At 61.8% G+C, this 12,561-nt stretch carries 12 protein-coding genes; 1 reads left to right on the top strand and 11 read right to left on the bottom strand.

Features of this window, described 5'->3' with window-relative positions:
* Positions 1–106: 106 nt before the first annotated feature.
* From ACLP2E_RS09775 to ACLP2E_RS09725, 11 genes are all read right to left on the bottom strand, one after another.
* Positions 107–319, bottom strand: coding sequence for a hypothetical protein (locus tag ACLP2E_RS09775; protein ID WP_442461725.1), 213 nt, complete (start codon positions 317–319; stop codon positions 107–109).
* 131 nt (positions 320–450) lie between these two features.
* Complete coding sequence (locus tag ACLP2E_RS09770; protein ID WP_442461745.1) at positions 451–984, bottom strand: DUF1003 domain-containing protein; 534 nt, start codon at positions 982–984, stop codon at positions 451–453.
* A 260-nt stretch (positions 985–1,244) separates the two neighbouring features.
* Positions 1,245–2,291, bottom strand: a complete 1,047-nt coding sequence (locus tag ACLP2E_RS09765; RefSeq protein WP_442461724.1) for an AI-2E family transporter — start codon at positions 2,289–2,291, stop codon at positions 1,245–1,247.
* A gap of 229 nt (positions 2,292–2,520) precedes the next feature.
* Positions 2,521–2,682, bottom strand: coding sequence for a DUF3309 family protein (locus tag ACLP2E_RS09760; protein ID WP_442461723.1), 162 nt, complete (start codon positions 2,680–2,682; stop codon positions 2,521–2,523).
* A gap of 152 nt (positions 2,683–2,834) precedes the next feature.
* Positions 2,835–3,125 (bottom strand): hypothetical protein, encoded by a 291-nt coding sequence (locus ACLP2E_RS09755; protein WP_442465792.1) that lies wholly within the window; start codon positions 3,123–3,125, stop codon positions 2,835–2,837.
* The gene (locus tag ACLP2E_RS09750; RefSeq protein ID WP_442465791.1) at positions 3,122–3,520 is read right to left on the bottom strand and encodes a hypothetical protein; all 399 of its coding nucleotides are present in this window, start codon (positions 3,518–3,520) and stop codon (positions 3,122–3,124) included. The genes ACLP2E_RS09755 and ACLP2E_RS09750 overlap by 4 nt, the downstream gene beginning before the upstream one ends.
* A gap of 128 nt (positions 3,521–3,648) precedes the next feature.
* A complete protein-coding gene (locus ACLP2E_RS09745) occupies positions 3,649–5,970 on the bottom strand; it encodes an HAD-IC family P-type ATPase (protein ID WP_442461744.1) in 2,322 nt (773 codons plus the stop codon).
* A gap of 83 nt (positions 5,971–6,053) precedes the next feature.
* The gene (locus tag ACLP2E_RS09740; RefSeq protein WP_442461720.1) at positions 6,054–6,464 is read right to left on the bottom strand and encodes a DUF1236 domain-containing protein; all 411 of its coding nucleotides are present in this window, start codon (positions 6,462–6,464) and stop codon (positions 6,054–6,056) included.
* A gap of 79 nt (positions 6,465–6,543) precedes the next feature.
* Positions 6,544–6,759 carry a hypothetical protein gene (locus tag ACLP2E_RS09735; protein WP_442465790.1) on the bottom strand — a complete coding sequence of 72 codons (216 nt, stop codon included), beginning with the start codon at positions 6,757–6,759 and terminating at the stop codon, positions 6,544–6,546.
* 75 nt (positions 6,760–6,834) lie between these two features.
* Positions 6,835–7,239: a hypothetical protein gene (locus tag ACLP2E_RS09730; protein WP_442461718.1), complete on the bottom strand. Its 405-nt coding sequence runs from the start codon at positions 7,237–7,239 to the stop codon at positions 6,835–6,837.
* Positions 7,240–7,489: 250 nt separating this feature from the next.
* Entirely contained in the window at positions 7,490–7,858 is a 369-nt protein-coding gene (locus tag ACLP2E_RS09725) for a response regulator (protein ID WP_442461717.1), read from the bottom strand.
* Between the two features lie 209 nt (positions 7,859–8,067).
* Between ACLP2E_RS09725 and ACLP2E_RS09720 the strand changes: the two genes are divergently transcribed.
* The gene (locus ACLP2E_RS09720) at positions 8,068–12,414 is read left to right on the top strand and encodes a chemotaxis protein CheB (RefSeq protein WP_442465789.1); all 4,347 of its coding nucleotides are present in this window, start codon (positions 8,068–8,070) and stop codon (positions 12,412–12,414) included.
* Positions 12,415–12,561 lie beyond the last annotated feature (147 nt).

Here is a 12,561-nt window from a genome sequence, read left to right as displayed (position 1 = left end):
TCCAGACGATGCTATGATTGTGCGCGGTCATCGATACGTTCCTTTCCTGTCGCCATAGCCTGCGGACGGCGGGCCAAAGCCCGTCGGCCGCCTCCAGAGCCCTAAATCAGTCGTGACCATGATCGTCGTAATGATGGTGGTGATGATGATGATGATGGTGATGGTGGTGATAATGGTCGCCATCATGGTGATGATGGTGATGTTCCATCGCCATGGGCTCGGCCGCGGGCGCAGCTGGCGCGGGTTCGGCCAAAACGGCGAACGGCGCCAAGGCGAGAGCGGAAGTCAGGATGGTCGCGGCGAAAAATTGCTTCAACATGGTGTTTCCTATCGAGAGTCGTTCCACCCGGCTTGGGAGGGACGTTCGTGGCTTGCGCTCGAAATACAATCGAGCGGCAATGGTTGAAAAATTGGCTTTCTGCGTTGTTGGCTCCCTTCGTTCGCAGACTTTCAATCCGGCCAGGAGACCGGTTTTTCCGTGATGGCGTTGAGCACCGATTGGGTGTCGGCGGCTTGACCCATGGTCTCGGCTTCCGGGTCGAAACGGTTGCGAATATTCGGATTGTCGCGTCGGGATTCTTCGAGAAGCTGAATCACTTTGGCGATTTTTTGCTCGCTGAGAATCGCCAGCTCCAGGATGAGCATTTCCCGGTGATGCGCGAGTTGGTCTTCACGTTCCTGTGAAATGAGGATCAACACGACCATATACAAAGAGGTCAACGAGATCGCCTCGCCCAGCCATGGGAATGGCGGCGAATCGATCATGCGATCGCCAAGAGATGCGGAGAGCAGGTTGAGGCCGATCCAAGCGACGATGACCACGCTGATCACGCCAATGAATTGAGGCCGCCCGAGAAGCTTCACCATGCGGTCGACGACGCGTTGCAGCGGCGTGGCGTTTTCCCGATGCTCGGCGCGGAGCTTCGCAATCGACGAGATCGTCTCGTCGATGTGAACGGGAACAGTCCGCGGCGCGTCATTCATGTTCGTCAAGGCGACTCCTCGAAAAGGAAAATTCGCTGCAGGTCTGGCGCGAAAATGGCGCCCGCTGGGCCGAGCGTAGCAACGGCGCTTGCGAGTCGCTTTTCGACAAGGATGAATCCTCTCTGTCCAGAATGATTTGACCGGCAGAGGCAGAATCAAACTCCGTCGCGCCGCGAAAGGGCAGCCTCGGAATTTACTCACGGGACTTGCATTCTGCGATCTATTCTGTCGCCCCTTTGTCGATTGGCAGGTTTCGGCCTTTATCCAGCGAGAAAGTGGCCGAGCGCGGCGAAGGGCCGCACGCGGTCGCAGACGATCTTCATGATCGCCAACATGGGGATCGAAAGGATGGCGCCGGGTACGCCCCACATCCAGAACCAGAAGACAAACGAAACGATCACAAGAACAGGATTGAGGGTGAAACGTCTTGCGAGAAGCATCGGCGTCAGGGTCTCGCCCTCGATGACATGGATTGCGAGATAGAGGCCCGCCGGCGCCAGCGCGCTCCAGTTGCCGTCGATGGTCAAGAAGCCCGCGAGGAGGAATACGAAGACGCCCAAAGCGGGCCCGATGATCGGCGCGTAGTTCAGCAGGAAGGCGACGGTTCCCCAAAGGATCGGATCGCCAACGCCGGTCAGTTGCATGACCAGGGCCGTGGCGAGCCCGACGGAGAGGTTCATGATGGTAATCGTCACCAGATAGGCGGAAATATCATTTTCGATTTGCTGAGATATATCGATGGCCTGGCGTTTTGCGCCGAAACGCGGCAGGATCTCTACCAGTCGGCGAAGAAAACTGTCGCCCGACAGGAGCAGGAAATATAAAAACAGCACCGTCGTGAACAAACCATCGGCAAAGTTCCGGACGCCTGTGAACAGGGTTGGCAGAAGCGCCGAGCCTGCCAGGGGCCCGCCTTCATCCCGCGGCGGTCCAGCCGAGCCGATATTTTCCACCTGCTGGAAGAATCGGAGCAACGTATCGATTGGCCCTCGAAGAAAGCTGAGCCGTTCCTGAAGTCGAGGAATGCCTTCGGGAAGTTTAGCCGCCCAGGCGCCGGCCGGGCCGGAAATAGCCGCGCCCAGACCGATGATGGCTCCCAGCAGAGTAAAAATGATCAACAGGGCTGCGAGCGGCGCGGGAACCTTCGCTCGCTCCATCATCGCCATGCCCGGTTGCAACAGCAGTTTGAGCGTGATGGCCAAGGCCATTGGCAGCACGATATCACGGGCGACATAAGCCGCCGTCAAAACCGCCAGGGCGAAGAGTCCGCCAAGAAAGATCACCTCCGGTTTGTCGGGAAGCGGCATTTCTGACGGAGGCTGCTCCGTCGGTTCCGCTTCAATCTTTCGATCCGCGTCGCTCATGACAAAACCTGAAACTCAGCCCTGGAACTTTTCGCGGCGAGACAGACATCGGCGATCATCCCGCTCGCGTAAATGCGCCGATCAACTTGCCTGACCGGCGCATGGACTTGATCTTCCCCGATGGAACGCCACGTCGGCATGAACCGAAGGCCGGCGCCCCCGAAGTACGGGCTCACGCGCCTACGGCGCCAACGAGCCAGAGCACCACCAACACGACCAGAACCGTGCCGAGAACGCCGCCAAGCCCGGCGACGCCGTAATGGCTGTGCGCATAATATCCGCCACCGCCGCCGAACAAAAGGATCAAGAGGATGATAAGCAGGATCGTGCCCATTGGTGTTCTCCGTCATTCTGGATCACGGCGGATCCGCCGCCGTTTCGTCCAGTCTAATGTTTCAAACGATCTCGGATCATTGAAAGAGCGTTTGAAAACACTGCATCTCAAAAAGCCTAGGCCGCCGGGCGCCGGCCCGGCAGCGTCGGAAATTACCTATGCGTCCAGAGCGAAGGGATCGATCGCGCCCAGTGTCGCGCGACCTCGGCCAGGGGCTCGTCGAAGCGCAGTTCGAACACTCCCTGCGCTGCGATCTTGAGCCGGCAATGCTGCGTCACCGCTTCGGTCATGGCGCCGACGGCGACGACGTCGCCGATTTCGGCGATACGGTCGACGAAGCAGATTGTCGCCCTGTCCGCCACCACCGCCACGGCGTCGCGCGGCCAAGCGTCGCAGGTTTCGTAAACGCCAATTCTATAAGCGCCGACGCCATAGGTCTTCATAGCGCTGCCTGCGGTTTCAGTTCTCGCGGCGAGTTCAGCATGAACACGCAAGCGTCGTTCTCGAACACCGCGCAGTCTTCTCCGGGCGCACGAACCGAAATGAAGACAATGGCTTCGGTGAGGCTGGCGAAGGACACGCCAGTGGGATATCCGTTGACCCAGATGGAAAACGGCGCAGGACAGGCCCTGCTGTCGCTTTCTCGCGGCTGCGTCCAGACATATCGCCGCTCCAGGGCGTCATAGATCTCGAAGCTCAGGCTTTCGACATTGTTCATCGGAATGGATGTCACTGCGTCATGCAGGGTCGAGAAAGGGGCTCGATCGGCAAAGCCGTTGACCAGGACGCGAAATCTTGGAGTTGCGGAAAATGTCGAGTGAAAGCTGAATGTCGTCATGTTCATTCCCCTGATGAGAACCGGCTGCGGCCTTTGCCAGGAACGACCCGCAGGATAAATTAGGACCCCGCCGGGCAAGATCAGAAGGATCGGAAAACACTCACGCGGCGCGCCGCGCTTCAGGCTCATCAACCGATGTCGAGACGGCGGAACATCGGAACCTTCACCAGGTCCATGGCGATGGCGAAGGCCGCCGCCGTTGCGAGCGTCAGGGCGACCGTGGCGACAGGCAAGGGCGTCATGGCGATTCCACCGACGGCCAGCGTCGAAGCGATCCCGATATCGGCGACGGAAGACACGACAAGCCAGGAGCTTGGGCGGGATGACCACAGGCGCCGGCGTTCGCGATTGTTATAGGTCGTCGCCTGATTGCCGAACACGATGGCGATGAACGCCAGCGTTCTCAGGGCGTCGATGTCGAGCTTCGCGTAATAGGCGCCGAACCCCATCACCGACGTGCAAAAAGCCAGTTCGCCTAATCCCATGATGACGCCGGCTATGGTCAGGTTGCCGATCCTCCAGGCGTTCGGCATGGGCGAAGGCTGGACATTGTCGGTCGCCAGCGACATGCCGAGGAAGTCGCCGGCGATCATGACCAGCACCATCAGCAAGGGCGTCAGGATGGCGTGCCCGGTCATCACCAGTCCGACGGCCAGGAAGAGCACTTGCATGGTCTTCTTGGTGATCGAGTTCAGCGCATAGCTCAGGATGCGCTGGAAGGTCATTCGCCCTTCCTTGACCGCGGAGACGATGCCGCCGAGTCCCGCCTGCGTCAGCACCATCCCCGCGGCCGATTTGGCGACGTCGGTCGCCGTCGAAACGGCGATGCCGATTTGCGCCTGGCGGAGCGCCGGCGCGTCATTGGCGCCGTCGCCGCACATGCCGACCGTGTGGCCGCCATTCTGGAAAGACTTGACAAGCCTGTACTTGTCCTCGGGCAGAACGCCGGCGAAGACCGAAAATTGCTCTGCCCGGAGATTATCGGGGACCGCCCCCGGCGGGCAGGTCTGGCCGGCGAGACCGACCGCGCGAGCGACGATTGCGGCGGTCGCGGGGGCGTCGCCGGTCACCATGATCGTTGCAACGCCCAGAGCTTTCAATGCGGCGATCAGCGGTGCGGAATCCTCGCGCGGCGGATCGCTGAGCGCAATCAATCCGGCGAGTCTTACGCCGTCATCTGGCCCTGCTGCGACGGCGAGAACTCTAAAACCCTTGTCCTCGAGTTCCTTCGCCGCCGCTATTGCCGTCGGGGAAGACGACGCCAGTTTGCTGACGATCGCAAAGGCCCCCTTGATGATCTTGATTGGCTTGCCCGCAGCGTCGGCAGCGGTCGCCTCGGAGCTTTTCCTTGACGGATCAAAGGCGGTAAACTTGCTCAGCTTTGGCGCGTCGGAGACGCGCTGGCTCGACGCCGCCTGGCGAATGGCGGCGTCCACCGGGTCCTGGCCGCCGTCGGAGCTGGCGAGCGACGCCAGCACAAGAACATGGGCGGGATCGAAGCCCGGCATCGCCCGAACATCCGTCACGGCGAGTTCATTGCGTGTCAGCGTTCCGGTTTTGTCGGAGCACAGCACATCCATTGACGCGGCTTCGTCCACCGCCGACAGGCGGGTCGGAAGAACGCCAAGTTTCGCCAGTTCGCGCGCGCCGAGCGCCGCGGCGAGCGTGAAAGTGGCCGGCAATGCGACCGGTATGGATGCGAGCACCGCCGTCAGCACGAGGGGAATGATTTCGGCCGGGGGCATGTTCAGAAAAAAGTACGAATAGACGACAAGCACGATGATGACGATGCCATTGAAACCGGCAAGGTTGCGCACGACGCGCAAAACCGCCTTCTGCTGCGTGCTGACCACATGCGCCGTGCGCACCAGTTCGGCGGTTCGCCCGAATTTCGTATGCGCGCCGGTCGCCGTGACTTCGGCCACCGCCTCGCCGCGCCGCACCAGCGCGCCCGCATAGGTCTCGACGCCCGGTCCCGCCTCGATGGGTATCGATTCTCCGGTCAGCATGGATTGATCGAGCAGAACGCCGCCCTCGGTGAGACGAACATCGGCGGCGACAACCCCGCCAAGGGAAAGCTTCACCACATCGCCCGGAACCAGTTCGGCTGCGGGAACAAGCGCCCACGCGCCGTCGCGCCGCACCGATGCGTTCAGTGCGAGCCGGGACCTTAACGCCGCCAACGTCGCCTGGGCGCGGCTTTCCTGGAACAATCCCAAGCCGGCGTTGAACGCCAGCAGGGTGGCGATGATCGCCGCCGAAACATAATCGCCAAGGATGACCTGGAGGATAATTGCCGCCTCGAGCATCCAGGGAACCGGCGCCCAGAATTTCTCCAGCGCCATCCGCAAAGGATGCATCGAGGTGTCGGGCATGGCATTGGCGCCGACCGTCGTGAGAAGGCGTCGCGCCTCCTGGCTCGTCAAGCCGTCGTCGGAAGCTTGGCGCATGTTGTCCAATTCGCTGTCCTTTCATGCCAAAAGGGCCGCTTCGAAAAGCGGCCCCCTCGTTTTTCTCGGCCGAGGGCCGGCCGTTACTCGATCACTTGCACGATGCGATGGGTCCTGGGATCGACCAGCACCGTCTCATTGTTGACGACCGTATAGCGATAGTCCTGCACGCCGTAGTCGGAGGGAACTTCGTAATAGGTGACGCCGCTGTCGGGGAGGATCGCGCCAACGGCGACGGCATGGTCGTAGGCATAGGAATCATGGTGTTCATGAACGACATAGGTTCTGAAGCGCGGGCGCTGATCGACGCCAAGCAGACCCGCTACGCCGCCTCCAACCGCGCCGACGACGCCCCCCACGACGGCGCCCACGGGACCAGCGGCGCGATCGCCTTCATGTATGCCTTCGTCGGCTCCGCGCACGACGCCCTGGGCGTGAGCCGCAATCGGCAGAACGAGAAACAAGGCGGCTGCGGATAAAATCTTGATGTTCATATCGTGCTCCAAATGAATCTTCGTATTCACGCGCGCCGATCCAGGATGGGTCGGCCTACGCATTGAATGGATCGGGGCGTCAGTGCGCTCCGGCAAACGCCGGGACGTTGCGACGCCCGGCCATTCTGACGTCGATCGAAAGCAGAGAACCGTTGTGCTGGCGGGCGATGTCGTCGACCCAGTCGGCGACGTCGGCGAGCGTCGAGCCGACGGGCATGCCCAGCGCGATGGACCCGTCCGCGAAGATGACACGCAACCTCGGTTCACCCGTTTGCGGCTTATGATGTATATGCATGTCGCTCTCCGTGGTTCGTTTTTCGGGCTCGTTGCGAGATCGCGGGCGCTCGCCCTGAGGCGCCGGCCTCGGCGTTCATTTCACTTTGGCGCGGACCTTCGTCCAGGTCGCGGCCAATTCGTCCGAAGATTTCCTGAAAGAGTATTTGGCCATTTCCCAATCGGCCGCGCCTGTGGTCTCCAGCTTGGCCGAGGCTTCCCTGGCTTTGCTCCAGGCGGCGTCCAAATCTTCCGACGCGGCCATGCGGGCCGCGCTCGATCCGGCCTTGGCGCTTTCACGATCCAGCTTGACGCGCCATTGCTGCATGTGTTCGCGAGCCCGCTCGGTATAGGCGCCGCGTTCGGAGTTCGAAGGGCCGGCCTCGGCCGTCGTGACCTCGGGTGGACGGGGTTCGGGGGGCGCCAGATTCGCCGCGGCGGACCATGCGCCCATCAAAGCGAACGACGCGACGATGATGGTGCGGACGAACATTTTTTTCATGGCGAATTTCCTTGTGTCGGGCGCCGGATCGGGCGGCGTTGCAGCATCCGAGGTCGTCGATGGGCAAACGGTAGCTACGACGGTCTGGCGCGGACAGGATCGGAAACTACTCTAGGCGGTGCAAAGACGGATCGGCGGCATGGGATGTTGCAATGCATCGGCCGTCCGGCCGGAACGAGAACCGGACGCAGGGTCGGAAATTGCTGAATTTTCGATTGATTTCGGGATGAGCCGCAACCGCGGCTTGCCTTCAGGCCGCTGCTTTTGGTTCGCCTAGCGCGGCCCGGATGGCGATAACCAGATCGCATTCGAAATAAGGCTTTTGCAGCACAATCGCGTGAGGCCTGAGCATTCTGACAGCCTTGGCGTCGCCGGTGACGAAAATATGCGGCACAGACCTGACGCCCGTGATCGTCTCGACGGCGCCGATGCCGCTTCCATTCTGCAGATAAGCGTCGACGATCATCAAATCCGGTTTCGACCGATTGGCGGCGGCGACCGCGCCGCTCTCGCTGGCCTCGCGGGCGCAAACCTTGTGGCCAAGCGCTTCGATCAATTCGCCGAGCAGGCCGGCGATCACGCCATCGTCTTCCACGATCATCACGCGGATCATTTTCATGGGCCAATCCGATAACGCTTGCGCTTCCACCAGTGCGTCGCCGCCGGAAGACTTTTTGTGGTTGCTGAGCATAGACCACGCCTGCGCCGCGACGTCAGGTTCGGAATGTACTCACGCCCGCTTTAGGCAAAAGGGCGCCACAGAGCATTGATTAAGTGATAGGATTGGCGCGTCCTGGCTGCGCAGGCGGGTTTCGAAAAGGATTTCGCATGCGGGCGCATCAATCGCCTTCCGGAAAAAAATCTCCCCTCAAAACGCAAGATCGATCGCCGCATGAGCCTGCACCAGCGCCCTGCGCATACTCGATTGTAGCGATCGGCGCCTCCGCCGGGGGGCTCGACGCGTGCAGGCTGTTGCTGGACGCGCTGCCTCCCGACGCCGGCCTCGCAGCGATTCTGGTCCAGCACCTTGATCCGACACATGAAAGCATGTTGGTGGAATTGCTGGTCGGGCATACGTCGATGAAAGTCTGTCAGGCGACGGACGGTCTGCCGATCGAGCGCGAGCATCTGTATGTCATTCCGCCGGGCTCCTATCTCTCCGTCAAGGGCGGCGCCTTGCGGCTCTCCCAGCCCAAAGAGCGTCATGGCGCGCGGCTGCCTTTCGATTTCCTGCTGAATTCCGTGGCGGACGAATTCGGCGAGCGCGCCATTTGCGTCATCCTTTCGGGAACAGGGGCCGACGGCAGCCGGGGCCTGAAGGCGATCAAGGAAAAGGGAGGGCTAGTCGTCGCACAGGACCCCGAAGAAGCCGGCTATGATGGCATGCCGCGCAGCGCGATCCAGACCGGAGCGGTGGATCTCGTGCTGCCGGCGGCAAAAATTGCCGAAGCGATCGTCAAACTTGGTGCGCGCGCGGAGAGAATTTCGCCAATTGGAAAACCGGATCAGGAATGGCTGACGCAAATCATCGACCTGCTGCGCACGAAAACAGCCCATGATTTCAGACTGTACAAACAGGGCACCTTGCAGCGCCGGATCGAGCGCCGGATGGCGCTCGAAACCGATGACATGGACCTTTACCTGCAGATGCTGCGCGACGATCCAAGGGAACTCGATTTTCTCGCCAAGGACCTGCTGATCAACACCACCAGCTTTTTCCGCGACCCGAAAGTGTTCGACTTCCTCGCCGAAAAAGTCCTTCCCGGCCTCGTAGCCCATCAACCGGCGGATCAGCCTTTGCGACTCTGGATCGCCGGATGCAGTTCGGGCGAGGAAACCTATTCCCTCGCCATGCTTTTCCGCGAGGCGATCGCCGCCGCCAACAAAAATATCAAGCTGCAGGTGTTCGCCTCGGACATCGACGCCGATGCGGTCGCGCAGGCCCGCGAAGGTCTTTATCCCTCATCCATCGAGGCCGAGGTGTCGGCGGAGCGGCTGGCGCGCTTCTTCGTCAAGGAGGAGCGGGGCTACCGAATATCGCCCGAATTGCGCGCGGACGTGGTCTTCACCGTGCAGGACGTGCTGGCCGACCCGCCGTTCTCGCGTCTCGATTTCGTATCCTGCCGCAACCTGCTGATCTATCTGGGTCCGGAGGCGCAAGGAAAGGTCATGGCTCTGTTCCATTTCGCCTTGCGCGAGGGTGGCGTGCTGCTTCTCGGCAGCGCCGAGACGGTCGGCGAACCGCACGGCCGCTTTACGGCGATCTCCAAGAGCGAGCGTATTTTTCGCCATACGGCGCGCGGCAGGACGGGTGATTTCGGTTTTCGCAGCGACGGCGTGCGCATTCCCGCGCGCCAGGGCCAGGGGCGGCCGCCGACGCGTGAAACCGTCCTCGCCGAACTTTGCCGGCGGCTGGTGCTGGAGAATCACGCGCCGGCGGCGGTTCTGATCAATCGCAAGAACGAGTGCCTTTTTTCGCTGGGGCCAACGGATCGCTATCTTTCCGTTCCGCCAGGCCAGCCGACGCACGATCTGTTGGCGATGGCGCGAAAAGGCCTGGGCGCGAAGTTGAGATCGATCATCCAGTTGGTTTTCCATGAAAGCGCGCCCGTGGTCGTTGGCGGCTGCCGGGTCGATCGTGACGGCGGGTCGCTGTGCTTCGGCCTGTCGGCGCGGCGGGTCGAAAGCGATGGCGAGGAATTGGCGCTGATCTGTTTCCTCGAGGAGGCGGGGCACGACCGTCGGCAAGGCGGCGCCGGCCCGACGGGAGAGGCTTCGCGGGTCGCCGAGCTTGAGCAGGAGCTGGAAGGCACGCGGCTCGAATTGCAGGGAGCGATCCGCAATCTGGAAATCTCGAGCGAAGAGCAGAAGGCGATCAACGAAGAAGCCTTGTCGGTGAACGAGGAGTTCCAGTCGACCAACGAGGAGTTGCTCACCTCGAAGGAGGAACTGCAATCGCTCAACGAGGAGCTGACGGCGCTTAACAACCAGCTTCAGGAAACGCTCGACCGTCAGCGAACCACTTCCGACGATCTGCAGAACGTGTTGTACAGTACCGATGTCGCGACGATCTTCCTCGACGTGAATCTCAACATCCGATTTTTCACCCCGGCGACTAAGTCTCTGTTCAACGTGATCCCCGGCGATGTCGGGCGCCCGCTGGCGGACCTCGCTTCGCTGGCGGCGGACAACTCGCTTCTTCCGGATTCGCGAGCGGTGCTCGCCAAGCATCTGCCGATCGAACGGCAGATCGAAGCGCGCAGCGGCGCCTGGTACCTGAGGCGAATCCTCCCCTATCGGACGCAGGGCGGCGGCGTCGAAGGCGTGGTCATCACCTTCGCCGACGTCACCGATCGCAAAGGCGTCAACGACGCGCTGGAGGCGGCCAAGCGCAAGGCGGAAACCGCCGACGCGGCGAAGTCCCGCTTCCTCGCCGCCGCCAGCCACGACCTCCGCCAGCCGCTGCAAACGCTCGCCCTGTTGCAGGGGCTGTTGACGCGCGCGGTCGAAAGCGAGCGGGACCGGAAACTGGTGGCGCGAATCGGCGAGACGCTCGGGGCGATGACGGGCATGCTCAATGCTCTGCTCGACATCAACCAGATCGAAGCCGGCTCGGTCCGCCCGGAGATGGCGCTGTTCCGGGTCAATGACCTGCTGGTGAAATTGCACGACGAGTTCAGCTATCAGGCTCAGGCGAAAAATCTCGACCTATGCGTGGTCCCCTGCAGCCTGTCGATTTGCAGCGATGCCAGCCTGCTCGAACAGATGATGCGCAACCTGCTTTCGAACGCCTTGAAATACACCCGGAGTGGAAAAGTACTGCTCGGCTGCCGTCGTCACAGGGGAATGTTGCGCATCGAAGTCTGGGACACCGGGATCGGAATTCCAGACGAGGAAATCCAGGCGATTTTCGAGGAATATCATCAAGTGGGCAATGAGGCGCGCGAACGCAGCCTCGGCCTCGGCCTCGGTCTCTCCATCGTACGGCGGATCGGCAATTTGCTCGGCCATCGCGTGCGCGTGCGCTCGCATCACGGCAAGGGCTCGGTCTTCGCCATCGAAGTAGCGCTGCCGCCGGTATCAGCGGCGCCGAAGCCTTCGGGGTCGCGTCCGGATGTCGATTCCGCGAATGTTGGAAAGATGGTTCGCAAAGGCGCGATACTGGTCGTCGAGGACGATCCTGAATTGCGCGAGCTTCTCGCTGTTTCTCTCGGCGAGGAGGGGCACAAGGTGGCGCGCGCCTACGACGGCTCCGAGGCGATGCAACTGGTCGAGCGGGAAGGTTTCCGGCCCGACCTCATTCTGGCGGATTTCAATCTGCCCAACCGCATGAACGGCCTCGAAGTGGCGGCCACGGTGCGCGAAAAGCTGCATCGCAACGTGCCCGTGATCATTCTGACCGGCGACATATCGATCCACACATTGCGCGCCATTGCCGACGCCGACTGCGCGCAGCTCAACAAGCCGGTGAAGCTCGACGCCGTGACGCAGGCCGTGCAACGGGCGCTAGCGGCCAAGCATGAGCCGGTGCGCGCAAAGCCTCAACAGCGCGTCGAAATGTACGAGGCCCCGGCGGGGCCGGTCGTTTACGTCGTCGATGACGACAGCCACATCCGCGCGGCGATACGCAGCGTGCTGGAGGAAGACGGACGGACCGTCGAGGATTTTGGCGACTGCGAGTCCTTTCTCGAGGCCTACCGACCGGGGCGGGAAGCCTGCCTGCTGATCGACGCCTACCTGCCGGGAATGAGCGGGCTCGAATTGCTCAAGCGGCTCAACGACGAGGGTCACCGGATGCCGGCGGTGATGATCACCGGCAACAGCGATGTGGCGATGGCGGTCGAGGCCATGAAGTCTGGCGCGTCGGACTTCATCGAGAAGCCGGTCGGCCGCGACGAGTTGCTGGCCTGTGTCGAGCGCGCGCTGGAGCATTCGCAGGACGCGAGCAAACTCGTCGCCTGGCGGGAGGACGCCGCCAGCCATTTGAAGGGCCTCACGCAGCGGCAGAAGGAGATCATGGAGATGGTTCTCGCCGGTCATCCGAACAAGAACATCGCGGCGGATCTCGGCATCAGCCAGCGCACGGTCGAAAACCATCGCGCCGCAATCATGAAACGGACCGGCGTGAAATCGCTTCCGGCGCTTGCGCGGCTGGCTGTTGCAGCGGAGAAGTGATTTCGGCGTCGCCGGGATCGAATGCACTCGTCGTCATGAGTAGATTCCTAGGCGCTGTCCGCGCCTCAACGCATTCAGGCGAAAAGTCGCTTCATTGAACGGCGCGAATCCGCGCGCCGCCGGCTTCGCCGATCCACCGGCTTTCGG

It is taken from the genome of Rhodoblastus sp. (assembly GCF_052145335.1).
Taxonomy (GTDB): domain Bacteria; phylum Pseudomonadota; class Alphaproteobacteria; order Rhizobiales; family Beijerinckiaceae; genus Rhodoblastus.
This window is presented reverse-complemented; position numbering and strand designations above follow the sequence as displayed.